This window comes from Chitinophaga sp. LS1 (assembly GCF_034274695.1).
Lineage (GTDB): Bacteria > Bacteroidota > Bacteroidia > Chitinophagales > Chitinophagaceae > Chitinophaga.
In genome coordinates, this window is sequence record NZ_CP128362.1 from 8,314,039 (window position 1) to 8,340,466 (window position 26,428).

Annotated in this window: 22 protein-coding genes, 1 tRNA gene and 1 riboswitch; of the genes, 7 read left to right on the forward strand and 16 right to left on the reverse strand. The window is 44.7% G+C overall.

Annotated elements, in window-relative coordinates:
* Window positions 1-83: 83 nt before the first annotated feature.
* The 5 genes from QQL36_RS34055 to QQL36_RS34075 form a co-directional block, all read right to left on the reverse strand.
* Window positions 84-281 (reverse strand): hypothetical protein, encoded by a 198-nt coding sequence (locus tag QQL36_RS34055; protein ID WP_321568318.1) that lies wholly within the window; start codon window positions 279-281, stop codon window positions 84-86.
* 86 nt (window positions 282-367) lie between these two features.
* Entirely contained in the window at window positions 368-1,690 is a 1,323-nt protein-coding gene (gene der / locus QQL36_RS34060; protein ID WP_083721527.1) for a ribosome biogenesis GTPase Der, read from the reverse strand.
* 65 nt (window positions 1,691-1,755) lie between these two features.
* Entirely contained in the window at window positions 1,756-2,622 is an 867-nt protein-coding gene (era, locus tag QQL36_RS34065; RefSeq protein WP_083721528.1) for a GTPase Era, read from the reverse strand.
* A gap of 61 nt (window positions 2,623-2,683) precedes the next feature.
* A tRNA-Met gene (locus QQL36_RS34070) sits at window positions 2,684-2,755 on the reverse strand.
* 319 nt (window positions 2,756-3,074) lie between these two features.
* Window positions 3,075-3,506 carry a single-stranded DNA-binding protein gene (locus tag QQL36_RS34075; RefSeq protein ID WP_321568319.1) on the reverse strand — a complete coding sequence of 144 codons (432 nt, stop codon included), beginning with the start codon at window positions 3,504-3,506 and terminating at the stop codon, window positions 3,075-3,077.
* 176 nt (window positions 3,507-3,682) lie between these two features.
* Window positions 3,683-3,775, forward strand: a riboswitch (TPP riboswitch).
* A 92-nt stretch (window positions 3,776-3,867) separates the two neighbouring features.
* Here QQL36_RS34075 and QQL36_RS34080 point away from each other — a divergent pair.
* Window positions 3,868-6,246, forward strand: coding sequence for a TonB-dependent receptor (locus QQL36_RS34080; protein WP_321568320.1), 2,379 nt, complete (start codon window positions 3,868-3,870; stop codon window positions 6,244-6,246).
* Window positions 6,247-6,699: 453 nt separating this feature from the next.
* On the opposite strand, the gene argH is transcribed toward QQL36_RS34080, so the two are convergent.
* The 10 genes from argH to QQL36_RS34130 form a co-directional block, all read right to left on the reverse strand.
* Entirely contained in the window at window positions 6,700-8,031 is a 1,332-nt protein-coding gene (gene argH / locus QQL36_RS34085; protein ID WP_083721531.1) for an argininosuccinate lyase, read from the reverse strand.
* Between the two features lie 6 nt (window positions 8,032-8,037).
* Window positions 8,038-9,108 (reverse strand): M20 family metallo-hydrolase, encoded by a 1,071-nt coding sequence (locus QQL36_RS34090; RefSeq protein WP_083721532.1) that lies wholly within the window; start codon window positions 9,106-9,108, stop codon window positions 8,038-8,040.
* Window positions 9,109-9,113: 5 nt separating this feature from the next.
* Window positions 9,114-9,902, reverse strand: a complete 789-nt coding sequence (gene argB / locus QQL36_RS34095) for an acetylglutamate kinase (RefSeq protein ID WP_083721533.1) — start codon at window positions 9,900-9,902, stop codon at window positions 9,114-9,116.
* Window positions 9,903-9,948: 46 nt separating this feature from the next.
* Window positions 9,949-10,902: an N-acetylornithine carbamoyltransferase gene (locus QQL36_RS34100; RefSeq protein ID WP_083721534.1), complete on the reverse strand. Its 954-nt coding sequence runs from the start codon at window positions 10,900-10,902 to the stop codon at window positions 9,949-9,951.
* A 38-nt stretch (window positions 10,903-10,940) separates the two neighbouring features.
* The gene (locus QQL36_RS34105; protein ID WP_083721535.1) at window positions 10,941-12,065 is read right to left on the reverse strand and encodes an aspartate aminotransferase family protein; all 1,125 of its coding nucleotides are present in this window, start codon (window positions 12,063-12,065) and stop codon (window positions 10,941-10,943) included.
* Between the two features lie 21 nt (window positions 12,066-12,086).
* The gene (gene argC / locus QQL36_RS34110; RefSeq protein WP_083721536.1) at window positions 12,087-13,070 is read right to left on the reverse strand and encodes an N-acetyl-gamma-glutamyl-phosphate reductase; all 984 of its coding nucleotides are present in this window, start codon (window positions 13,068-13,070) and stop codon (window positions 12,087-12,089) included.
* 6 nt (window positions 13,071-13,076) lie between these two features.
* Window positions 13,077-14,279 carry an argininosuccinate synthase gene (locus QQL36_RS34115; RefSeq protein WP_083721537.1) on the reverse strand — a complete coding sequence of 401 codons (1,203 nt, stop codon included), beginning with the start codon at window positions 14,277-14,279 and terminating at the stop codon, window positions 13,077-13,079.
* Window positions 14,280-14,321: 42 nt separating this feature from the next.
* Entirely contained in the window at window positions 14,322-15,140 is an 819-nt protein-coding gene (locus tag QQL36_RS34120; protein WP_321568321.1) for a GNAT family N-acetyltransferase, read from the reverse strand.
* A gap of 510 nt (window positions 15,141-15,650) precedes the next feature.
* The gene (locus tag QQL36_RS34125) at window positions 15,651-16,085 is read right to left on the reverse strand and encodes a discoidin domain-containing protein (protein WP_321568322.1); all 435 of its coding nucleotides are present in this window, start codon (window positions 16,083-16,085) and stop codon (window positions 15,651-15,653) included.
* Entirely contained in the window at window positions 16,057-16,260 is a 204-nt protein-coding gene (locus QQL36_RS34130) for a hypothetical protein (RefSeq protein ID WP_321568323.1), read from the reverse strand. The genes QQL36_RS34125 and QQL36_RS34130 overlap by 29 nt, the downstream gene beginning before the upstream one ends.
* Before the next feature lie 224 nt (window positions 16,261-16,484).
* Here QQL36_RS34130 and QQL36_RS34135 point away from each other — a divergent pair, with 224 nt between their 5' ends.
* Window positions 16,485-17,879 (forward strand): Gfo/Idh/MocA family protein, encoded by a 1,395-nt coding sequence (locus tag QQL36_RS34135; protein WP_083721542.1) that lies wholly within the window; start codon window positions 16,485-16,487, stop codon window positions 17,877-17,879.
* Window positions 17,880-18,025: 146 nt separating this feature from the next.
* On the opposite strand, the gene QQL36_RS34140 is transcribed toward QQL36_RS34135, so the two are convergent.
* Window positions 18,026-19,321 (reverse strand): sugar MFS transporter, encoded by a 1,296-nt coding sequence (locus tag QQL36_RS34140; RefSeq protein WP_143708726.1) that lies wholly within the window; start codon window positions 19,319-19,321, stop codon window positions 18,026-18,028.
* Between the two features lie 346 nt (window positions 19,322-19,667).
* Here QQL36_RS34140 and QQL36_RS34145 point away from each other — a divergent pair, with 346 nt between their 5' ends.
* The 5 genes from QQL36_RS34145 (at window position 19,668) to nagB (ending at window position 26,232) form a co-directional block, all read left to right on the forward strand.
* Entirely contained in the window at window positions 19,668-21,320 is a 1,653-nt protein-coding gene (locus QQL36_RS34145) for an MFS transporter (RefSeq protein WP_083721544.1), read from the forward strand.
* The gene (locus QQL36_RS34150) at window positions 21,292-22,257 is read left to right on the forward strand and encodes an ROK family protein (RefSeq protein WP_083721545.1); all 966 of its coding nucleotides are present in this window, start codon (window positions 21,292-21,294) and stop codon (window positions 22,255-22,257) included. The genes QQL36_RS34145 and QQL36_RS34150 overlap by 29 nt, the downstream gene beginning before the upstream one ends.
* Before the next feature lie 32 nt (window positions 22,258-22,289).
* Window positions 22,290-23,345 carry a N(4)-(beta-N-acetylglucosaminyl)-L-asparaginase gene (locus QQL36_RS34155; protein ID WP_321568324.1) on the forward strand — a complete coding sequence of 352 codons (1,056 nt, stop codon included), beginning with the start codon at window positions 22,290-22,292 and terminating at the stop codon, window positions 23,343-23,345.
* A gap of 3 nt (window positions 23,346-23,348) precedes the next feature.
* The gene (locus tag QQL36_RS34160; protein WP_321568325.1) at window positions 23,349-24,086 is read left to right on the forward strand and encodes a copper homeostasis protein CutC; all 738 of its coding nucleotides are present in this window, start codon (window positions 23,349-23,351) and stop codon (window positions 24,084-24,086) included.
* 220 nt (window positions 24,087-24,306) lie between these two features.
* Window positions 24,307-26,232: a glucosamine-6-phosphate deaminase gene (gene nagB / locus QQL36_RS34165; RefSeq protein WP_083721548.1), complete on the forward strand. Its 1,926-nt coding sequence runs from the start codon at window positions 24,307-24,309 to the stop codon at window positions 26,230-26,232.
* Window positions 26,233-26,428 lie beyond the last annotated feature (196 nt).

Here is a 26,428-nt window from a genome sequence, read left to right on the forward strand (position 1 = left end):
TTTTTTTAATACAACATGAATATCCTAAAAACAAAAAAGCCTTCCTGCATGCAGGAAGGCAAATTTCTTGTAAAACGTTAGTCTTACTTAGCAACTGAATCTGCAGCTGGAGCAGCAACTGAATCAACAGCTGGAGTAGCAACTGAATCTGCAGCTGGAGCTGTAGCAACTGAATCAACAACTGGAGCTGTAGCAGTAGAATCTGTAGCAGGAGTAGAACCACCGTTACAAGCTACGAAGAACATACCAGCAGCAGCTGCTAAAAAGAATAATTTTTTCATGCTTTGATAATTTTAAGATGGGCAAAGGTATATAGTTATTTTTAATTATAAAACACTTTTGCCCTAATTTTATTAAAAAACGATCGTTATTTCTTCCGGAAGAACAATTTAAGCGGTACCCCCTGGAAATCAAAGTTTGTACGCAATTGATTTTCAAGGTAGTTACGATACGGCAGTTTCACATCCTCCGGCAGGTTGCAGAAAAATGCAAATGCAGGCGTATACGTAGGTAACTGGGTCACATATTTAATTTTAATAGGTACACCCCTTACTACAGGTGGATGGAATGCCTCTATCGCCTTCAGCATCACATCGTTCAGCTTGGAAGTCTGTACTTTACGCTGACGGTTTTCGTACACACGCAGTGCCTCTTCGATTGCTTTGAATATACGTTGCTTCTCTGCTACTGAAGTAAAGATGATAGGCACATCGTTGAATGGCGCCAGTCTTTCTTTCAGCTGCTTTTCGTAATCACGGGCAGTATTGGTCTTTTTATCATCAATCAGATCCCACTTATTCACCAGGATCACAATCGCTTTCCCCTTACGGGCAGCCAGGCTAAAGATGTTCAGATCCTGCGCAGTGATACCCATTACCGCATCCAGTAATAACAGACATACATCCGCTTCATCCATTGCTTTGATCGCACGGATCACTGAATAGAATTCCAGGTCTTCATGTACCTTCGACTTACGGCGTAAACCCGCTGTATCGATCAGTACAAAATCTTTCTGGAACATTTTGTAATGCGTGTGAATCGTATCTCTGGTTGTCCCCGGAATATCGGAAACGATATTACGCTCTTCACCAATCAATGCATTCAGCAGGGAAGACTTACCTACATTCGGCTGACCGATGATGGCAATCTTTGGGATTTCCTTTGCTTCTGCATCTTCATCTCTCACCTCTTCTTCAGGCATCAGTTCTACTACTGCATCGAGTAACTCACCGCTACCACTACCGCTCATAGAAGACATAAAGAATACCTTTTCGAAGCCCAGACTGTAAAACTCAGCAGCTTCCAACATACGATTGTTGTTATCTACTTTGTTCACCACCAGGAGAACAGGTTTGGAAGAGCGGCGCAATAGTTCCGCCATATTATCATCAAGATCGGTAATGCCTGTAGCAGCATCACACATGAAAAGGAGCACGTTTGCTTCTTCCATGGCAATCACTACCTGCTTGCGGATCTCACGTTCAAATACATCATCACTACCGTGTACAAAACCACCGGTATCAATTACGTTAAAAGATCTGCCATTCCAGTCTGCCACTCCATACTGTCTATCTCTCGTTACGCCAGAGACGTCATCCACAATGGCTTTGCGCTGTTCCAGCAAACGGTTGAACAGGGTAGACTTACCCACATTAGGACGACCGACAATTGCTACTGTAAATCCAGCCATAATATTTTAAAAATTACTAAACTTAAAACCTATATGTTCTGTTAGAGAGCCGTCTCTATTCAGAATTAATAACCGTATTCTTTCAGATAAAGATCATTGTCTCTCCACTTACCTCTCACTTTCACAAACAATTCAAGGAACACTTTCTGACCAATAAACTTTTCAATGTCTTCACGCGCCATGGTACCCAGTCTGCGGATGCCCGTTCCTTTATCGCCCAGGATAATTCCTTTCTGTGTATCTCTCGTCACAATAATCTCCGCAGAGATTTTCGTCAGTGTTGTTTTTTCCTGGTACTGTGTCACCACTACTGCTGTGTGATAAGGGATCTCTTCTTCATACAGATGAAAGATCTTTTCCCTGATTATTTCAGCTACGAAAAAGCGGGTAGATTTATCTGTTAATGTATCTTCAGGATAGAAAGGATCACTTTCCGGAAGCATGCTGACAATCTGTTTCAGCAGCGCATCCACACCTTTTTTCTGCAAGGCAGAGATGGTGATGACAGTTGCTTTGCCCCAGTCTTCACATTGCTTCACGATCTCTTCCAGCTTTTCCTTTTCCATCACGTCCATCTTGTTGATCACAAGCAGACATTTTGCTTTCAGTTTCAGCGAATCGAAGAGTTCGAGGTTTTCAGCCACATTGTCTTTCACATCCATCATCAGCAAAGCGACGTCTGCATCTTCAAGTGCTGACTTCACTGCGCCCATCATCTTTTCGTGTAACCGGTAACGCGGGTCTATAATACCCGGGGTATCGGAGAATACAATCTGGTATTCATCAGTAGTCACAATACCAGTTATACGATGTCTGGTAGTTTGAACCTTCGGGGATACAATAGCGAGCTTTTCGCCAATGAGTGCGTTCATGAGGGTACTTTTCCCTGCATTCGCTTTTCCGAAGATATTTACAAACCCTGCTTTATGCATGTAATTTTTTTCCTAAACTTCCTGAAATAAAAAAATCCCGACCTAGCCGGGACTTCGTTTGTAGCGAGGAGGGGATTCGAACCTCTGACCTTCGGGTTATGAGCCCGACGAGCTACCTCTGCTCTACCTCGCAATGAGAGTGCAAAGATAGACAAAGATTAATCCCTGCCAAATATTTTTTAAAAGAAATCCTGCTATCATTTTAACCCGGCCATAGACTCAAGCTATAAGATATACTACTGTCAAGGCTTTCAAGGCAGTACTTTTGAACAAAAAATAATTGAATATTTCTTTTTCTTCATTTACATGAATCAAAAAACTCACTTCTGCTAACGGCAAAAGTGAGTTTTTAAGATTCAGGAAATTGACAATATCAATGAACTGCCGACATCACACCAGGGATAAAGAACAGACCTATAGACGAAAACTATCCCTTTTAAAAAGGAAATTCATTAAAATGGCAAATCATTTCTTACACCTTCATCATCATCATCTTCTTCATTCTCCCTTTCTAATTCTTCCTCACTTCGCTCCTCCTCTACCCCTGCACTTCCAGTTCCCAATACCCCCCTCGCTCCCGGCAGCAACGCCAGTTCCGCTACTCTCATGTTCACACCTGCCAGCACCTCGCCCTGCTTACCCGCATACCCTTTGAACACAGGCCTGCCTTCCACATACACCAGCGTTCCCTTCTTTAAATACGGTCCCAGATTATCCCGCCCCCAGACAGAACAATTAATCCATGTAGTACGCTCCTGTACTACTCCCATTAAATCTTTAAACTGTTCATTTTGTGCTACACTGAATGACAGCACTGATTTCCCGTTGATGACTTTTTTCAAAGCATCATGCCCCAGATGGCCAATGACCGAAAGTCTGATCATGCAATTACAAATTGATGGTTAACATTAAAAAAATAAAACGTGTGAAAACTTTCCAGGGGGGATAATATATATGCAATTCTAATTTAACAATTTTCTTCCATTTAAAAAATTTTTCTCTATACCTTTGTTTCGGAATCCGGTATGTACTATCGTACATTTTTTCAAAACCACCAGCCGGCTTCACCTCGGGGTGCCTTACTATCAGGCTGAGATCAGACCCGTTGAACCTGATCAGGTAATGCTGATTAGGAAAGGTAAGTGAACCAATTCTTCCTTACCCACATATGGCAAGCTGCACGCACATGCGTAGCAGATAACTTAATGCTACCCTCATACCGTAGCTTTTTAAACTGTTGAGTCCATGAGACAATTCTTACTGCTATGGCTGGTTTTCAGCGCAGTCTCGGTACATGCACAAACCGTGCTCACCGGTATAATCACTGACAAAAAAACCGGCCACCCCCTTGAAGGCGTGTCTGTCAGCATCCTTTCTGCCGATAATACCGGCGCCCATTCCAATGCCAATGGGGTTTACCGCATTTTACTCCCTTCACAGGGCACCTTTACTATCAAAGCAACTTACCTGGGCTTTCAACCCCTCACCACTGCTGTGCATACAAACGGAACTAGTACCAATGCCGATCTGCAACTGGAAGAAACCGGCCTCTTCGTACAGCCTGTTGAAATCACCAGCCTCCGCGTAGGCCAGCATGCGCCATTTACTCAATCTACTATCACCGCCGAAGAGATCAAAAAGCAAAACCTGGGACAAGATCTCCCCATCCTGCTCAATCAAATGCCAGGTGTAGTGACCAACTCCGATGCAGGTACTGGCATTGGTTACACCAGCATGCGCGTAAGAGGTACAGACATCACCCGTATCAATGTTACGAACAACGGTATCCCTGTCAATGATGCGGAATCACAGGGCACTTATTTTGTAGATATTCCAGACCTCGCTTCCAGCGTAAGCAGTATTCAGCTGCAACGGGGTGTAGGGACCTCTACCAACGGTGCCGGGGCTTTCGGCGCCTCTCTCAATATCAGCACCAACGATTACCGGGAGAAAGCTTATGGCGAAATCTATAACAGCTTCGGCTCTTTCAATTCATGGAAGAATACAGTAAAAGCAGGTACCGGGCTTATTAACGGCCACTTCACTGTAGATGCCCGCCTGTCAAGAGTCACCTCCGATGGTTATATTGATCGTGCCAGCTCCAATCTCAAAGCTTTTTATACTTCTGCCGCATATATTTCCAAAAACACCGCCATCCGCCTCAACATTTCCTCTGGCACTGAAAAGACTTACCAGGCATGGAACGGCGTACCACAGGATTCCCTGGCTACCCACCGTACCTATAACTCTGCCGGACAAAAATCGGATGGCTCTTATTATAATAACGAAACAGACAATTACCAGATGGACAACTACCAGTTGTTCCTCAACCAGGCCCTCAGCGATAAACTGAACTTCACCGTTGCGGCTCACTATACCAAAGGCAAAGGGTATTACGAGCAGTACAAAGAAGCACAGGCTTACAGTGCTTATGGCCTTACCAACCCTGTTATCAATGATGCGGAAGTGACCAGCACAGACCTCATCCGCCAGCTATGGCTGGACAATGATTTCTATGGTAGCATCTTCTCTGTCAATTACCAGGGCACTAAATTCAGCTGGAGTGTAGGTGGTGGCTGGAACCGTTACGAAGGCAATCACAACGGACAAATTATCTGGGCACAATACGCCATCGACAAGAATTATAAATACTATAACCTGGATGCGATGAAGCGGGATGCAAACATCTACTGGAAAGGTGAATACAAAGTAACCAAAGCCCTCCGTGTATTTGCAGATCTGCAATACCGCGATGTGAAATACAACATTGATGGTTTTGAAGATAATCCTACACTCATTCAGCATAACAAATACAACTTCTTCAATCCAAAAGCAGGTATCACCTATTCTCTCAATGAGCAACAGGATGTATATGCTTCCTTCGCTATTGGAAATAAAGAACCTAACCGCGATGACTTTGAAGCTGCGAAACTACAAACACCCAAAGCTGAAAGTCTGCGTGATGTAGAAGCAGGTTACACCCTGCATACACATGACCTGGTATTGCAGGCGAACGTGTACTACATGAACTACAAAAATCAACTGGTACAAACCGGTAAACTGAATGAAGTAGGTGCTTATACCCGCACTAACATACCTAAGAGCTACCGCGCCGGTATTGAATTACAGGGCACACAGCGACTGGGCAGATATTTCAGCATTGGTTTGAATGCCGCACTCAGTCAGAATAAAGTGAAAAACTTTGTGAGCTATATCGATAACTACGATACAGGTGGTCAGGATACTGTAGTATCCAGCAGCAGTAATATTGCTTTCTCTCCTGCTTTTGTAGGTGGTTATACATTGACTGCAAAACCAATAAAGAACCTTGAAATAGCCTTGATAGGTAAGTATGTAAGCCGTCAGTACCTGGATAACACCGGCGGGAAAGAACGCAGCCTGGATGGTTATTATACGAATGATCTGCGTATCAATTATATCGTACCACAAAAGCTCTTTAAAGAACTGGGAGTACAGTTCATGCTGAATAATATCTGGAACGCTATGTATAGTCCTAATGGTTATACTTATATGTACAGAGAAGGCGGACAGTTATACTCTTCCAACGGGTATTACCCAATGGCCGGAACGAATTTCTTTGCCGGGGTCAATATCGGATTCTAATTTATAAGGGGCACATATTGAAAGAAGTTGTTTCAAAAATAAAGAACCCTCTTCAGCATTACTAAAATGGTTACCTATCTCCATTAGGTACCAGAATTAAGGGAGGCTGTATCTTATGATACGGCCTCTTATTTTTTTTTCGTCGGGAGCCCTAAATGTTAATCTGTATGTCAATTAAGGAACTGATTAAAACAAGATGGACTGTCGAAAGTGACAGGATCACGATTTACCCGTACGGATGGTACGAAGAAGATTGATAGACTGGTAGAAGAGATAAAAAGTATTATGAGATAAAAACATGCATGAAAGAGGAAATTCTCCAACGGGGAATGAAAACCATTTTCAAAGAAAACATTCATGAAAAATGGAATTCACCAACGAAGATGAAACCCATTTTCAATGAAAAAGGGAGTGGAATAATTCCACCCCCTTTAATAAAATAGGTTAGTAAGTCTACTTAGTCAATGCCGCAATCGCTGCATCTACTTTGACAAAGTTAAACCCTTTCAACACATCTTCCATCATTTTATTTATTTCCGCAGTCCCCGGGTTCCCAATACTTCCTTCATGGGTATGTTGCACTGCTTTTTCAGGTGCAAAATTCCCCTTCTCTATATCCAACCCTACCTGCTTGTAAGCTTCTCTGAAAGGCACACCTTCCAGCACCAGCTTATTCACCACTTCCACACTAAACAGGTACTGATACTTTGCATCATCCAGAATATTCTCCTTAATGCGAATATTAGACAACATCAATCCTGTCATCTGAATGCAATCTTTCAGCACCCCAAATGCAGGAAATAAATTTTCCTTCAGCAACTGCAGATCACGGTGATAACCAAGAGGTAAATTGGTGATCATCATCGCAATCTCATTTGGCAACGCCTGCAATTTATTGCAATGAGAACGGATCAGTTCCCACACATCCGGATTCTTTTTATGCGGCATGATACTACTACCAGTCGTCAGCTCATCAGGGAAGGTGATAAAGCCAAAATTCTGGTTCATAAACAACGTCGCATCCATCGCCATCTTTGCCAGCGAAGCCGCAATCCCTGCCAGTGCAAAAGATACGATCTTCTCTGTCTTACCACGCCCCATCTGTGCATACACCACATTGTAATTCAGGTCGTCAAAACCTAACAACTGTGTGGTGAGTGTACGGTTCAGCGGAAAGGAAGAACCATATCCCGCAGCAGAACCCAACGGGTTTTTGTTCACCACTTTGTAAGCGCCCTGCAGCATCGTCAGGTCATCCACCAGACTTTCTGCATACGCACCAAACCAGAGACCAAATGAAGATGGCATAGCAATCTGCAGGTGTGTATACCCCGGCATCAGGCGATCTTTATATTCTTCACTCTTTTGCTGCAACAGGTCGAACAGGCCCTTTACCTCCTTCACTAATATTTGCAACTCCGAACGCAGGAATAATTTCAGGTCTACTAAAACCTGGTCATTCCTGGATCGTCCGCTATGGATCTTTTTACCAACCTCACCCAAACGGCGGGTCAGCAGCAGCTCTACCTGGGAGTGGATATCTTCTACCCCATCTTCCAGTACAAAGTTGCCTTCCTGTATCTCTTTGTAGATCTGTTTTAATTCTTTTTGCAGCACAGCCAATTCGTCTGCTGTAAGCAGGCCAATCGTCTGCAGCATCGTCGTATGTGCCAGTGACCCAAGCACATCGAAAGGCGCGAGAAAAGCATCCATTTCACGATCTTTACCTACCGTGAATTTATCTACTTCAGCAAGGGCTGCTTTGTCTTTTTGCCAGATTTTCATTTCAAATTAGTTTTTAATAATCTCTTCCAACAATGATATATAACTGTCTATTCCCTGTCTCACTTCATCCACAAAAATGAACTCATCAGCGGTATGTGATCTGGCAGAATCGCCAGGTCCCATCTTGATAGAAGTAGATGGAATTAATGCCTGATCAGAAGTGGTTGGTGAACCATAACAGGTCTTTCCTAACCGCACACCTGCCTGTACAAACGGATGGTCCAGCGGAATACCGGAAGGACGCATACGGATAGAACGCGGCTTTATTTCACACTTCACATTTTCCTGTATGATCTCCAGAATTTCTTCCAGGGAATACTGTTCTGTTACACGCACATCCACCACAAAAGATACATCTGCAGGCACCACATTGTGTGCTTTGTTCGATGTATTGATCACGGTAACACTCATCTTCACAGGACCCAGTGTTTCAGATACTTTTGGATATTGATAGGTACGGAACCATTCAATATCCGGCAGTGCCTTATAAAGGGCATTTTCGCCCTCATTTCTCGCCGCATGACCCGCTTTCCCATACACTGTGCAATCCAGTACCATCAGGCCTTTTTCGGCGATGGCCAGTTGGGTTTGTGTAGGTTCCCCTACGATCGCGAATTCAATAGCTGGCAACTGATCGAGAATGCTCTCGATACCGTTGTGACCACTGATCTCTTCTTCGGCAGTAGCAGTGAGAATAATATTGTATTTCAGATCCTGCCGATCGTAGAAATGCAGAAAGGTAGCGATCAGGCTGACCAGACAACCACCTGCATCATTACTACCCAATCCATACAGTTTGCCATCCTCAATATCAGGCGAGAATGGATTACGTGTATATTGCGGGTTTGGCTTTACAGTATCGTGATGGGAATTGAATACGATCACTGGTTTAGCAGGATCGAAGTATTTATTTTGCGCCCAGATGTTATTCAGATGCTGGTTGAAAGGAATGTTCCTCGCTGATAGAAATTCGCCGATCAGTTTAGCAGTATCCTGCTCTTCCCTGCTCAGGGAAGGAGTTGCGATCAGTGATTTTAACAGTTCAACAGCGTCTGCATACAGTTGTTGGTTCCACATAGGTGTTAGCGTATTAAGGTGCCGGCTACTGTGTCAGAGGTATTGCTCAGCACATCGTCTGCATGGCCGATCAGCACTTCATTTACCCCACTCTCAATCGCAGCAAATGCGTTGTTCAGCTTAGGAAGAATACCGTCTGTCAGCACGCCGTCTGCCAGTAGCTCATTATAGATTTGACGGTCGATCAGGTTAATGACGGCATTATCGTCCTGTGCGTCGTGTAGTACTCCTTTCTTTTCGAAACAGTAAATCAGTCTTACGTTATATATTTTCGACATCGCAATCGCCAGCGCACTGGCGATGGTATCTGCATTTGTATTCAGGATCTGCCCTTTGCCATCGTGGGTCAGGGAGGCGAATACCGGTGTCAGGTCAGCTTCCAGCAATGCTTTCAGCGGTGCTGACTGTACCTGGTCGTTATTGATGTCTCCTACAAATCCGTAGTCGATCTCTTTTACGGGTCTTTTTACAGCTGGGATAATGTTAGCGTCTGCACCTGTCATACCGATGGCGTTGCAACCGTTAGCCTGTAATTTTGCTACCAGTTGTTTGTTCACCAAACCACCATATACCATGGTCACTACGTCAATAGTATCCGCATCTGTAATACGGCGGCCATCTACATATTTTGATTCGATACCCAGTTTATCACCTATTCTTGTCGCTATCTTTCCACCACCGTGTATCAGTATTTTCTTACCCTGAATATTAGAAAACTTTTGTAAAAAAGCATCCAGCAATGCAGGGTTGTCGATGACGTTACCGCCGACTTTAATGACAAAAAGATCGATCATATTTTACTTAAAAATTGGGAGGCATCCCTTGCGGGATGCCTTCATATTATTTATTCTTCAAAATCTCACTTAACACAGCCTGCGCAGCCCATACACGGTTGCCGGCTTCTGGTATGACGATCGAATTCGGACCATCCAGTACCTCATCTGCAATCACCACATTTCGTCTTACTGGCAGGCAGTGCATGATCTTCGCATTGTTCGTACCTATCAGTTTCGCGTTGTCCACCATCCAGCTGGGATCTGTGCAGGTGATCTTACCATAGTCTTTGTAAGAAGACCAGTTCTTCACATACACAAAGTCAGCACCTTCCAGTGCCTTATCCTGGTTGTATTCGATCCGCGCATTACCACTGAATTTTGGATCCAGTTCGTACCCTTCAGGATGTGTGATCACGAAATCAACTTCACCCCATGCATTCATCCATTGTGCAAATGAATTGGGTACTGCCTGTGGCAATGCTTTTACATGCGGCGCCCATGTCAATACTACCTTTGGTTTACGTGGCTGCTGCCAGCGCTCTGCAATGGTAATAACGTCGGTGAGGCTCTGCAGCGGGTGCAGGGTCGCACTTTCCAGGCTCACTACAGGTACACCTGCATATTTGATAAACTGGTTAATATACTTCTCAGTGTAATCCGCTTCCTTGTCTTTCAGACCGGGAAAAGTACGGATCGCCATGATGTCAAAGTATTGCCCCATCACTGCTGCCGCTTCTTTCACGTGCTCTGAGGTGCTGCCATTCATAATCGCACCATCATTCATTTCCAGTTGCCAGCCTTCCTTATCGATGTTGAATACAACCGCTTCCATCCCAAGGTTCTTTGCCGCCACCTGCGTACTCAATCGTGTTCGCAGACTTGGGTTTAAGAATATCATACCCAGGGTCTTGTTCTCACCCAGTTTCTTATCTTTAAAAGGCTGTTTTTTGTAGTCCAGAGCGATATCCACTAACCGTGGGACACTTGGCACATCATCTACTGAAATAAATTGTTTCATTTTTTCTGTATGGCGCTGTAATGATGATAGTATAAAAGTTAGTTCAGTTCTTTGCTGAAAGCAGTCAGGAACTCGTTGGCATGTTCCATGGTCAGTGCCAGTGAAGGCAGCAACCTGATCACATTTGGCTTCGCCTCGCCGGTAAAGATCTTATGCTTAAATAACAGTTCTTTTCTCACATGGTTCAGTGACTCCGGCAGTTCGATACCGATCATGAGACCTCTACCCCTTACTTCAGTTACCTGTGGAAATTTTTGCAGTTCGCTGATCAGGTAGTTACCTACTTTCTCTGCATTCGCAATCAGGTTTTCACTCTCCATTGTTTCCAGTACGGCCAGTGCTGCTGCACAAGCCAGGTGGTTACCACCAAATGTAGTACCCAGCATACCGTAAGCTGGTTTGATATGAGGAGCGATGATGATACCACCGATTGGGAAACCATTACCCATACCCTTTGCCATGGTGTAAATATCTGCATTCACACCCGCATGGTCGTGGGAGTAGAATTTACCGCTTCTGCCATAACCACACTGTACGCTGTCTGCGATGAATACTGCATTATACTGATCGCACAGACTTCTGATCTTTTGCAGGAAAGAAGTGCTGGCTACTTTAATACCACCTACACCCTGTATACCTTCGATGATCACAGAGGAGATTTCGTTGGCTTTGAAAGCTGCTTCCAGTGCTGCTTCATCTTCCCATGGCAGGAAAATTACGTTGTCAGTCTGGTTCACAGGCGCTACGATCTTGGGATTGTCTGTCACCGCAACAGCCAGGCTGGTTCTACCGTGGAAGCTGTTTTTGAAAGCAATTACTTTCTTTTTACCATTGTAGAAAGAGGCCAGTTTCAGTGCATTCTCATTTGCTTCTGCGCCAGAGTTCACGAGGAACAGCTGGTAGTCAGGCTTACCGCTCAGTTGGCCCAGTTTTTCAGCCAGTTGCTGCTGAATAGGGATCTTTACAGAGTTGGAATAGAAACCAACTTTGTTCAGTTGTTCGGTGAGCCGCTTTACATAATGAGGATGTGTATGACCGATAGAGATCACTGCGTGACCGCCATACATGTCAAGGTACTGGTTGCCCTGATCGTCCCAAACGTTGGAACCTAAGGCTTTCTCAATAGTAATATTATTGATGGGATATACGTCGAATAAATTCATTGTTAAGAAGGATCTTAAGATTTAAAATACGATTGATTTCAGCTTCAGTCCTGCAGTTTCATCCAGTCCGTACATGATGTTCATATTCTGAATGGCCTGTCCGGAGGCGCCTTTCACCAGGTTGTCTTCGATAGAGTGGATCACGAGTTTGTTGCCCACTTTCTCTAACTGGATCAGGACCTTGTTGGTGTTTACCACCTGTTTCAGGTCAATCTGTTTATCACTCACGTGTGTGAACGGTGCATCTGCATAATAGTCCTTATACAGCTGCTGTGCTTCTTCGAGTGACAGATCGCTGTTCAGGTACGAAGTGATCCAGATTCCTCTTGGAAAGTCACCTCTTACAGGTACAAAATTGATCTCACCTCCGAAAGAAGGTTGCAACAGCTGTAAGCTTCGTCGTATTTCCTTCAGGTGCTGATGGCTCAGCACTTTGTATGTGCTTACATTGTTGGCTCTCCATGTAAAATGGGAAGTTGCCTGCAGACTTTGTCCGGCACCGGTAGACCCAGTGATACCGGTAGTATGTACTTCCTGCAGTTTACCGGCCTTAGCCAGTGGCAATAGGCCAAGTTGTATAGCTGTGGCAAAGCAGCCCGGGTTGGCGATGTTCTTTGCGCTGGCAATTTTTTCTTTGTTCAGCTCTACGAGACCATAAACGAATTCACGGCCTTTGGCTGTTTCACCGAGTCTGAAATCCTGGCTCAGGTCGATGATATTGATGTGTGCAGGGATGTCGTTGTCTTCCACAAATTTCTTTGCTTCGCCATGTCCCAGGCAGAGGAAGATCACATCCACATCATTGCTGAGTTCACCTGTAAAGGTGAGCTCAGTTTCGCCCAGCAGGTCAGCATGCACGGCATACAAAGGATTGCCGGCATTACTGCGACTGTGTACGAATGATATATTTACGTTGGGATGATTGAGTAAAAGACGGATCATTTCACCGCCACCATAACCTGCGCCGCCTACGATCCCTGCATTTATTTTTTTCTCAGTTGCCATTCTTAATTATTTGCCGCCGTTGGCGCTCTCAGTTACCTGATGCCAGATCATAGTCTGGTTACCGAAGATCTTGCTGAAACCTCTTACATCTTCGCCACTCCAGCCATTATTCATCTCACCGTATTTACCGAATTTGCTGCTCATCAGATCGTAAGCAGATTCGATACCAGTTACCTGGAAGCGGTAAGGCTGTAACGTTACAAATACTTCGCCGGTCACATTTTCCTGGCTGTGCTGTAAGAACGCTTCGATGTCGCGCATTACAGGGTCCATGATCTGACCTTCATGCATCCAGTTGCCGTAGAATGCAGCCAGTTGGTCTTTCCAGCTCAGCTGCCATTTTGTAAGCACGTGTTTTTCCAGTGCATGGTGCGCTTTAATAATAATAACAGGCGCGGCAGCTTCAAAGCCTACACGGCCTTTGATACCGATGATGGTATCACCTACGTGAATATCGCGGCCAATGGCAAATGGGCCTGCTATGGTTTGTAAGTATTGGATGGCTTCGGAAGGATGTGCAAAAGTCTTGTCGTTTACACCAGTCAGTTCACCTTTCACAAATTTCAGTTTCACCTGCTCAGTACCTTCTTTGGTAAGTTGTGTAGGCCATGCTTCTTCAGGCAGGAAACCGTTGGAAGTCAGGGTCTCTTTACCACCTACGGATGTACCCCACATCCCTTTGTTGATGGAGTATGCAGCCTTTTCAAAGTTCATTTCCACACCTTTTTCTTTCAGGTAAGAAATTTCTGCTTCACGGCTCAGTTTCATGTCACGGATCGGGGTGATGATTTCAACCCCTGGGATCATGATATTAAAGATCATATCAAAACGAACCTGGTCGTTACCGGCACCGGTACTACCGTGTGCTACAGCATCTGCACCAACTTCTCTCACGTATTCGCCGATAGCGAGTGCCTGGCTCATACGCTCAGCACTTACGCTCAGTGGGTAAGTGTTGTTCTTCAGTACATTTCCGAAGATGAGGTATTTGATTACACTATCATAATAAGAGCGTACTGCATTTACCGTCTTGTGGCTCTTCACACCTAAATTGTAAGCGCGCTTTTCAATTTCCACCAGTTCTTCTTCAGAAAAACCGCCGGTATTCACGATTACAGAATGCACTTCATATCCTTTTTCTTCTGTCAGATATTTAACGCAATAGGAAGTATCGAGTCCTCCGCTAAATCCCAGTACTACTTTTTTCATTTACTTATAGTGATAATGATTGTTGATAATAATATTGTCTATCTATAAAAAATTAAACAGGAAGAATCTTTTCTTGCTCGCAGCAGCAGCGCCGCCGCCGCCGCTTCCTCCCTCTTTTTCTTTACCGCTCTTGAGCAGTACGAATCTTTTATACCGCAGCCAGCGTTCGAACAGTTTGAAGTTGTCAGAGAACTTACGCTTGCGCTGTGAATGCTGGATAGTGCCGTTTGCGGCGACCATCACCTGTGGCTGTATCACTACATTATAATGTTCTGCTGCCGCTGCACGTTTTGCTGCTTCCTCTTTTGCTTTCTCTACAGGATCGTAGAGCATAGCAGTACACAGGCAGTTCTTACGATTCTTGCTGGTCAGCACGTCAAAGTTAACACAACTCCGGCATCCTTTCCAGAACTCTTCGTCGTCAGTCAGTTCAGAGTACGTTACCGGCTCATAGCCCAGCTCGGAATTGATCTTCATCACAGCGAGACCTGTAGTCAGACCAAAGATCTTGGCATCAGGATATTTCTCGCGGGAGAGTTCGAACACTTTATGTTTAATGGCTTTTGCCACACCATGTCCACGGAATGCGGGGTTTACAATCAAACCAGAGTTAGCTACAAACTTCTCATGGCCCCAGGCTTCTACATAGCAAAAACCTACCCATTCACCTTTGTCAGTAACTGCGATCACGGCCTTGCCTTCTTCCATTTTATGCTGTACATATTCTGGAGAACGCTTAGCGATGCCTGTCCCTCTGGCCTTGGCGGAAGCTTCCATCTCGTCGGTAATTGTCTTACCATAATGCTGATCGTCAACGGAGGCTACCCGTACGATAATATTCGGATTTTCCAATCTTGTCAATTGAAAACGTTACAATAAATAAATTGAATCTACTACCCATTTTGAGTGGGGGAAAATACCTTAATGAATTTGTGAGGAGGCATTAAGGTTGCGATAGCGGGCTGGCTAGGCGACACTATCAAATACGAGGTCGTCGGGATAGGTATCTAAAGACATTGAACCCAATGGAGTACTCACCTCCCATTAGGGAAGGGTGAAAAGGAGAAAGGTTATGGGCCGCAAAGTTTTCCAACTTCAGTTCAGCATTAAATTGTTAAAAACTGTCTTTAATTAATCAACCGCAAAGTTATAATATTATTTATTCAATGTGGTCAAAAAATTTTCCGACTTACTGTTAAATTTCCAATGCAAGATTAACAAAAGCCGCGCCAAACAGAGATTTATAGAAAATATATTTTCTCAATCTATATTTCAGCTGATCTACAATGGGTTATGAAAAAGGAGCCCTAAAAAGAGCTCCCTGTGTTCGTAGTTGTGTTAAATTTAATTATTTGCAGCTAGAGGTATAAATCAGCTTTTGGGCGCATTGAACAATTGGACCTCACTCAATACAGGACAGGCTTTGGCTGCTGTGATGGTGATACGGAGGCCCTTCGTCTCCGTGTCTGGTAATAATAATATACGTTTATGACCAATTGTCGTTTCGTTCGCTATTTCTTTAAATTGACCGTGATCCAGCACTTCTACCCTGAAACTCTTTACACGCTGGCCCAGCGCAATGTACTCCTGCAATAATAAACGGTTGAAAGTCAAGGCTTTCTTGAAGTTCAGCGTGATCACCGGCGTCAGTGCGGAGTCGGTACTTGCCCAGTAAGTGCCGGCATCGCCATCCACCAGACTGGCAGGTTTTACCTGGGTTCTGGAGCTGGAAGCTGTTACTTTGGCATGCAGGGCCAGGTTCTTTTTAAATACCACCTCACGCATACGACGGGTCTTCAGTGCCATCGCCCCATTCCTTGCCTGTAAAGGTGTTTGGGCCAAAGCTGATAAACATGTAGTTTTCGAGGTCCTGCCACTCCAGCTGTGCTTTCGTAGGCAGAGGGCCGTAAGGGGCAATCTTCTGCGCGTTTGTAGCAGCCAGACAGGTTAACAGCCCGGCTGTAATCAATAATTTTTTCATCGTATTATATCATGGTTTCCGGAGTTAATACCATTGAGAGGAGGATTTCTACTATTAGTAGAGAAAATAAAGGAAGTCAAAGTTAAAATAGTAGAATTCAACTGTTCCGCCATAAATGAAAAAAATTGCAATTGCAATTCATTTACATTACATTTAACGACCAGCTACACAATACAATACACCATTCAATCATGTTATCGGCAAGAGCAAAACCAAAATGAAACATGAAAAAGCAGCATTTACACCGGAGAACATTTCTCAAAAACACAATGGCCGCCGGAGTCGGCCTTACCTTGCTGGATACTCCTTCCAGGTTATTCGCTAACGTAAAAAAAGAAAAAGTCAGAATGGGCCTCATTGGCGTTGGTGCCAGGGGACAAGGCCACTTAGAGTTATGCTTAAACCGTACAGACGTAGAAGTAGTCGCTATTGCCGATCCTGACACTAACTGGGCAATTCCGGGAGCAAGAAAACTGATTGACAAGATCTACGGCAGTAAAAGGAAAGTAGCAGAGTACACAAACGGACCTGAAGATTTTCACAACTTACTTAAGAGAGATGACATCGATGCAGTGATCATCGCCACTCCATGGGAATGGCATACACCACAGGCAGTAGCTGCTATGAAAGCGGGTAAAACACCTGCAGTAGAAGTATGTGGCGCGACTGATGTTGGAGAATGTTGGCAACTCGTGAATGTGAGCGAAGAAACAGGCGTGCCTGTATTCGCCATGGAAAATGTAAGCTATCGTCGCGATATCATGGCGGTGCTGAACATGGTGAGACAAGGTCTCTTTGGAGAACTGACTCACCTGCAGGGAGGCTACCAACATGATCTGCGGAAAGTAAAGTTCAATGATGGGAAGCAGATTTATGGCGGTGGTGTCGAGTTTGGTGAGAAAGGACTTTCCGAAGCACACTGGCGTACTAATCACAGCGTACATCGTAATGGCGACCTCTATCCTACGCATGGTCTGTGGCCGGTAGCGAATATGATCAATGTGAACAGAGGAAATCGTCTGCTCTCTCTCACATCGGTAGCTACCAAATCACGTGGTCTGCATAAATATATTGTTGACAATAGCAGCGAGAGCCATCCAAATGCAAAGGTGCAATTCAATCTTGGTGATATTGTTACTACTTTGATCCGCACCAGCAATGGAGAAACCATCATGTTGTCTCATGATACGAATTCACCTCGTCCTTATTCACTGAACTTCCGTGTACAGGGTACAAATGGTTTGTGGATGGATGATAAAGCAAGTGTGTATGTGGAAGGCAAGAGCCCTTATGATGAGTGGGAAAAAGCAGGTGAGCCGGAAGATGGAGGCAGCTATATGGGTAAATATGATCACCCGCTGTGGAAGAGATATACCAAGAGTTCTGCAGGTGCAGGACATGGAGGAATGGATTGGTATGTGATTAATAGTTTTGTAGAAAGTATAAAGAGAGGGGCGCCTTATGCACAGGATGTGTATGACCTGGCTACGATGTATGCGATAACGCCATTGAGCGAAGCATCGGTAGCAGAGGGAGGGAGTGTACAGTACATACCTGATTTCACGAGAGGGCAATGGATCAATCGAAAACCGATCTTTGCGCTGGATGATCAGTATTAAAACCGGATGATGAATATTTAAAAAGAATGATCAATATTTAAAAAGAAAGCCGCTCAGTGAGCGGCTTTCTTTTTAAAATATATTTCGTAATTGCATAATGGCTTTACCACTCTTGCATACGCAAGTTTGTCTATTAAATCTCTTGTTTACGCTTTCTTCAATCCAACCTTATGACCACTCAGACCATAATACAAAATATACAAATAGCAAGGCAGCATTACCACATAAGCAATATGCCTGTCAGAACCCTTTGCAATCGCACCATAGATCAATGGCAGGATCGCACCACCACAAATCGCCATCACCATGAAAGCCGCACCGATCTTGGTATATTTACCTGCTTTGTTCATTGCCAGCGGCCAGATACCAGGCCACATAAGTGCATGTGATAAGCTAAGCAGAATGATGCAGATAATAGAAGTCCAGCCATGTGTAGCCAACGCACCTATGGAGAGGATCAGCGCCAGTGATGCACAAATGATCAGACCAGTTTTTTGAGAAATTACTTTTGGAATCAGCACGATACCGGAGAGGTAACCAATCGTCAGCGCAATCAGGCTATAAATACCCAGGTTCGTCGCTACCATCTTTTCCAGGCCGCTATATTCACCATACAATGCCAGTGAGTCGATCGCTAATACTTCCACACCCACATAAGCAAAGATACATACTACACCAAGCAGCAAATGCGGAGGAATACCTTTCTTAACACCCGCTTCGTCAGCAGCAGTATCCTCTTCTTCCGTATTGATTTCAGGCAGCTCTGATTTTCTTACCATGAAAGCAAGTGCCAGCAATACCACCGTCATCACCAGGTAAGGTACAACCACACGCTGTGCCAGCGCCTGCAGTTCTGCTTCTCTTGCAGCACCAGTCAGGGTGTTGATCTTTGCAGACAATTCAGTCGCATCACTGAATAACAACTGTACCAGTACGAAAATGCCGATCATACCCGCTACCTTGTTACAGATACCCATAATACTGATACGCTGTGCCGCTTTTTCAATTGGTCCAAGGATCGTCACATACGGGTTAGAAGCCGCCTGCAGCAGCGTCAGACCAGTACCTTGTGCAAATAATCCTAACAGGAATAATGGAAAACTACGTGCGTAAGCAGCAGGAATAAAGATCAGGGAACCTACAGCCATGATGAGCAGACCGAGAGACATCCCTTTTGTAAAACCGATCTTCTTCAGGATGGCAGATGACGGAATTGCCATCACCAGGTAACTAATGTAGAAGGCAAAGGTGACGAAAAACACCTCGAAGTCTGATATTTCACAGGCCTGCTTCAAAAAAGGGATCAGCACGCTGTTCAACCAGGTCACAAATCCAAAAATGAAAAATAAAGTGCCGATGATCCCCATAGCTTTGCCATAGTTGGCCTGCTGTTGTGGTTGCATAGGTAAAGGCTCTTTAATAGATGTAGCGGAGTTCCCCATACTGCTGTTTTATATATTATTTAAACACTTTGATTGATATTTGCGAACATACTTAACAATTTCCGCATTTCATAATGAACAACGATAGATTGGCTATTGTTAATAGATGAATGCTAAATTTCCACGCTAAAAGGGTTAAAAAGTATGTTAATTCACCCCTTATTTTGGTTTTTGTCAACTATTAAATGAAATAGATAGATATTTTATACCATATTAGCTAAAACGTTTTTGCATCAGAAAAATCGGGATTTTTTTGATAAAATTTTAGGAATTGTCAAAAAATAATTTATACATTTATCGCTGCAAAGATTACAGTAATTTAACACGTTAACACGTTAGCACGTTTATGGTTCAACAAACAAAGCAAAGTACACATCCCTCTTTCTTTGTACTGATACTTGTATTTTTTTTCTGGGGTTTTGTTGCTGCTTCGAACAGCATATTCATCCCCTTCTGTAAGTCACATTTCCACTTGAATCAGCTGGAATCTCAGCTGATTGACTTCTCGTTCTATGGTGCTTACTTTATCGGCTCCCTGCTGCTGTACTTCCTGTCAGCACTCAGAGGCGTTGATATTCTCAACAAGATCGGTTATCAGAAAGGTATCATCTACGGCCTCCTCATTTCTGTCGTAGGTGCTGTGGCGCTCATTGCCGCAGTTAACATTGGTAGCGGTATGGCTAACACCACCTATGCCTTTTATCTCATTCTGGGCGCATTCTTCATCGTTGCCCTCGGATTCTCGTTACAGCAAACCGCTGCAAACCCTTTTGCCTTCCTCCTGGGAGATCCTGCAAAAGGCGCTCACCGCCTGAACCTGGCTGGTGGTATCAATTCACTTGGTACAACCATCGGTCCACTCATCGTGAGTATTTTGCTCTTCGGTACTGCCAAAGGTTCGGCAAGCGCTGATACTGACATCAGTAAGATCAACACTCTTTACATCCTGCTGATTGTTTTGTTCCTCGTTGCAGCAGTTATCTTCTGGTTCTCGAAAATGCCAAAAGAAACTTCGGACGAGCCTTTTGAGCAATCACCTAAAGCAAGTAAAACACTGGCCGCCATCACCGCATTGTTCGTGCTCATCATGGTGGGTCTGGGCCAGGAGAATAAACTGCCATTCTTCGTGATCGGTATCGTGGGTATCCTCGCAGTCCTCTTCTATGCGAAGATCTCTTCGCAGAAAGGTGCAGATCTCACCTTACAGAAAGGTGGAGAAGGCTGGGGTGCTATGAAATACCCACAGCTGGTACTGGGCATGATCGCCATCTTCGTATATGTAGGCGTGGAAGTTACCATCGCCAGCAATATGGGTGGCCTGCTCGAAACCAAAGGCTTCCTCACTGAAAACGGGCTGACCACCGCCGAAATCGATCCTTATGTATCCCTCTTCTGGGGTAGTATGATGATCGGTCGCTGGACAGGCGCCATCTCCGTATTCAATGTGTCTGAAAGAATGCGCAAAATTCTCTGCGTAATCGTGCCATTTTTCGCTTATGGCCTCGTTTTGGGTGCCAACTATCTGAAAGGTACTGACGTAAGCGTATTGTACCCGTATGCAGGCATTCTGGTGATCCAGATCATAGGTTTCTTTGCTGGTCAGGACAAACCTGCACAAACACTTATGATCTTCGCCATACTCGGTATCGCTGCCAATGCAATTGGTCTGATGACTACCGGTTATGTTTCTCTCTTCAGTTTCATCAGCGGCGGTTTATTCTGCTCCGTTATGTGGCCTTGTATCTTCGCACTTTCCATCGCTGGTCTGGGCAAGTACACTGCACAGGGATCTTCTTTCCTGATCCTGATGATCCTCGGCGGTTCACTCATACCTCCTGTACAGGGTGGTCTTGGAGATGATCCAAACATAGGAACGCATTATTCTTATATAATCCCAGTTATATGCTTTGCATATCTGGCATTCTTTGCATTCAGAGTTAAAACTATTTTAAAATCACAGGGAATAGATTATGAGTCAGCAATTAGCGGTGGGCATTGATATTGGAGGAACCAATACTAAGTTTGGCATAGTAGATCGCAGAGGTAATATTCTGTGTGATGGTCGTATGCTAACGAACCAACACGAAGACGTAGACGCTTTCCTGGACGAATTGCACGGACATCTGTCCGTACTGATCGAACAGGTTGGAGGCATGGACAACATCAGAGGAATTGGCGTAGGAGCTCCTAACGGAAACTTTTATACCGGAAATATTGAATACGCTCCAAACCTTCGCTGGAAGGGAGTAGTTCCATTATCGAAATTGCTGGAAGCTAAATTTGGTGTCCCTGCTGTTTTAACAAATGACGCAAATGCAGCTGCACTGGGTGAATTCATGTACGGTGCTGCCAGGAGTATGAGAGACTTTATCGTTATTACCCTGGGTACAGGTGTAGGTAGCGGTATCGTGGCAAATGGTCAGCTGATCTATGGTCACGACGGTTTTGCTGGCGAACTGGGTCACTGTATCGTGATTCCTGGTGGTCGTTTCCACCCCGGAACCAAGGCACATGGCTCACTCGAAGCATACGCTTCTGCTACTGGTGTGACCAATACTGCACTGGAATTCCTGGAAACACGTCCGAATACACAAAGTCTGTTGCGTGAATTCAAAAAAGAAGAAGTAAATTCAAAAGTAATTTATGAAGCTGCCATGAAGGGCGATCCCCTGGCCATGGAAGTGTATGAGTTCACCGGTAAAGTGCTGGGTGAGGCATTAGCGAACTTCGTCATGTTCTCCAGCCCTGAAGCCATCGTACTGTTCGGTGGTCTGACCAAAGCCGGCGATCTGTTAATGAAACCAGTTCGTGAGCATATGGAAAAGAACCTGCTGCCTATCTTCCAGAATAAGGTAAAGCTGGTATTCTCCGAACTGAAAGAAAGCGATGCTGCTATATTAGGTGCGAGCGCACTGGCATGGGAGATGAAAGATTAATACCAACATAAAGCACTTGTAATTTAAACATTATGCAAGATCGCAGACATTTTTTAAAAGCAGCGGCCCTCGGTGCCGCTGCTTTGTCTTTAGACGGAGTAAAGAGTGCACATGCCGCGCCGTTTGTAAAAAAAGACAGAACGACTAAGCCTATCGTATTATCTACGTGGGATTTTGGCCGTGCCGCTAACCTGGCCGCATGGGAGATTTTGAAGAATGGTGGTCGCGCACTGGATGCAGTGGAAGCCGGTGTAAAAATACCGGAAGCTGATCCTAATAACCACACCGTAGGTTTCAGCGGTTACCCTGACCGTGATGGCCGCGTAACACTGGATGCCTGTATCATGGATGAGAAAGGCAATTGTGGCTCCGTAGCTTCCCTGGAGCACATTGTACATGCTATTTCTGTAGCACGTGCCGTGATGGAAAAAACACCGCATGTGATGCTGGTGGGTGATGGTGCCCTGCAATTCGCACTATCACAGGGTTTTAAAAAGGAAAACCTGCTCACACCCGAGTCTGAAAAGGCATGGAAAGAGTGGCTGAAAAAATCCGAGTATAAGCCCCTCATGAACATTGAAAATTCTTCTTACGGCCAGGGTAATAACCCAACTACCTTTAGCCCGCGGATGCTGCCTGGTAACCAGTATAACCACGATACCATCGGGTTAGTGGCGATCGATACAAACGGTGATCTATCCGGTGCATGTACCACCAGTGGTATGGCATACAAACTGCATGGCCGTGTGGGCGACTCCCCTATCATCGGTGCTGGTTTGTATGTAGACAATGAAATCGGCGCGGCGACTTCTACAGGTGTAGGTGAAGAAGTGATCCGCATCGTTGGTAGTCACCTGGTAGTAGAACTCATGCGTCAGGGTTATCCACCTGAAAAGGCTTGTAAAGAAGCCGTAGAGCGAATTGTGAAGAAAGGTCCTGAAAGGTCTAAAGGCCTGCAGGTAGGTTTCCTAGCAGTGAACAAAAAAGGAGAACACGGCGCTTATTGCCTGCAGAAAGGCTTCAACTATGCAGTACTTTCTGAGAAAGAAAATAACGTGCTGATTGACGGCAAAAGCTACTATAAATAAGACATGATTACACTTGAAATATGTGCGGGTTCAGTAGCATCCTGTATCGCGGCGCAGGAAGGTGGGGCAAAACGGATAGAACTGTGTGATAACCTGCTGGAAGGCGGTACTACACCCAGCTATGCCACCATCGCACTGGCACGTGAAAAGGTGAATATTGACCTGTATCCTATTATACGCCCACGTGGTGGTGATTTCCTGTACGATGAACTGGAATTTGCCACTATGCAGAAAGATATTCAGCTCTGTAAAGAACTGGGTTGTAATGGCGTGGTAATAGGTTTGCTCACAGCTGATGGCAAGGTAGATGTACCCCGTACAAAAGCACTGGTAGAACTGGCATGGCCCATGGGCGTGACTTTTCACAGAGCTTTCGATATGACGGAAGATCCTTTGCAGGCACTGGAAGATGTGATCAGTACGGGATGTGAGCGTATACTTACTTCCGGCCAACGGAATACTGCGATTGAAGGCGTAGACCTGCTGAAGACATTGGTCGAAAAAGCAGCGGGGCGTATTGCGATTATGGTGGGTTCCGGGGTGAGAGCGAATAATATTGCTACGCTGATTAAAGAGACGAGGGCTACAGAGTTTCATACATCTGCTAAAAGATATAATGAGAGTAGAATGGTGTACAGAAATCCAAATGTGAGTATGGGAGGTATACCGGGAGTACCGGAATATGGTATCTCTCAGACGCAGGTGGATGAGGTGAAAAAAATATTGGAATTAGCTAAATAATAAAAAAGGCTTTTGCAGTTGCAAAAGCCTTTTTTGTTTGAAATTCCGCCCCAATAATATCTTTTTCTCACATTGTAATACAATTCTTTTAAGCGTACCCGGTACATTTATGATTTTTGTCGTTTCTTCTTAAACAAACACAAAAGTTCTATTAGAATAAAGAGATTTTTTTTAATTTTCGGTCTCGTTTTTAAACCGCATCTAATCCAAATTAACAATCATGACGCTAAATCATCAGGAAATTGAACTGATTGACAGTTTCGAACAAATAGCTGTGGATATATATCCTACCGCTAAAGACGGTTCCAAAGCAGTGGCACAGGAAATAGCAGCATTGATCAAAGCAAGACAGGCCGCTAACCAAAAGGTAGTACTAGGCCTGGCTACCGGCTCTACTCCAAAGTATCTTTATGCTGAACTTGTCCGCCTTCACAAAGAGGAGGGCCTGAGTTTCAAAAACGTGATCACTTTCAATCTGGATGAGTACTATCCAATTGAACCAGATGCTCTGCAGAGCTACAACAGGTTCATGAAGGAACAGCTGTTTAACCACATTGACATTCCTGCAGAAAACACACACGTACCAGATGGTACCATTCCAAAGGAAAAAGTGAAAGAATTCGCAGCTCAATATGAAGCAAAAATTGAAGCTGCCGGTGGTATTGACCTGCAAATTCTCGGTATTGGTACAAATGGCCATATCGGGTTCAATGAACCAGGTTCTGCTATCAACTCTCACACCCGCCTCGTAACCCTGGACAACTCAACCAGAATGGCTAACGCATTCGAGTTTTCTAATATGAGCCTGGTACCCCGTCTCGCTGTAACCATGGGCTTAAGTACCATTTTCAAAGCGAAACGTGTAGTACTGCTGGCATGGGGTTCTCATAAATCAAAAATCGTTCAGCGCTCTGTAGAAGGTCATAGCTCTGACCAGGTGCCAGCTTCCCTGCTGCAACAGCACCCTGACTGCAAATTCGTAATCGATGAGCAGGCAGCAGAAGACCTGACCCGCAACAAAGAACCATGGCTGACAGGTGACTGCGAATGGACGCCAAAACTGCGTCGTAAAGCGGTAACCAACCTCGCCCTGAAGCTGAACAAGCCAATCCTGATGTTGACTGACAGGGATTACAATGAAAACGGCTTAAACGACCTGATCGTACAATACGGTTCTGCATATGAATTGAATATCGAAGAGTTCAACGGTCTCCGTGATACCATCACCGGATGGCCAGGCGGTAAGCCAGGTGCACAATTGCCTAGCCACCCTGAACGCTCCGAGCCACTGAAAAAACGTGTGCTGATCTTCTCTCCACACCCTGATGATGACATCATCTCTATGGGTGGTACCTTCATCCGCCTGCACGAACAGGGTCATGATGTACACGTAGGTTACCAGACTTCCGGTAACATCGCTGTTACTGACGAGTTCGTACTGCGTTACATCGACTTCGCAGTAGGCTTTGAAGATATGTTCGGCATCGACCGTAGCAAGAGCTCCCAGGTACTGGCAGATGCGAAAGCATTCCTCGGTAGCAAGAAGCCTTCTCAGAAGGATACTCCTGAAATCCGTGCTATCAAAGGCCTGATCCGCCGTGGTGAAGCAAAAGCTACCTGCCGTTACGTAGGTATTCCTGAAGAAAATATCCACTACAATAACCTGCCTTTCTACGAAACAGGTCTGATTGAGAAAGCACCTGCCAGCCAGGCTGATATCGATATCACCAAAGAACTGATCCGTAAAATTAAACCACACCAGATCTACTGTGCCGGTGACCTCGCGGATCCACATGGTACACACAAGGTATGTCTGGAAATCATCTTCGCTGCGCTGGATCAGCTGAAACACGAAGAGTGGATGAAAGATTGCTGGGTATGGTTGTATAAAGGCGCATGGCAGGAATGGAAGATCAATGAGATCGAAATGGCTGTACCAATGAGCCCTGACCAGGTAAGACAAAAACGCCTGGGTATCTTTATCCACCAGAGCCAGAAGGACGTAGTGCCATTCCAGGGTACTGACAGCCGTGAGTTCTGGGAAAGAGCGGAAGATCGTAATGCGGACACAGCGAACCTGTATGATCAGTTAGGTTTACAGAAGTATGCAGCGATGGAAGCTTTTGTAAGATATCATTTTATGTAAGTATTTGCTTGTTATACGAAAAGGGTGACTGGTTCTCCAGTCACCCTTTTTTATTGGGGTGGGTGGTCGCATGACATTCCCAATTTAATTTTGCACAATTAAATATCAGAATGAAAATATTCTTTACATTTATAAATCAAAAATTTCAGCCAGATCTTGATTCACCCGAATACTAGTATTCCACGATTGTCATTAT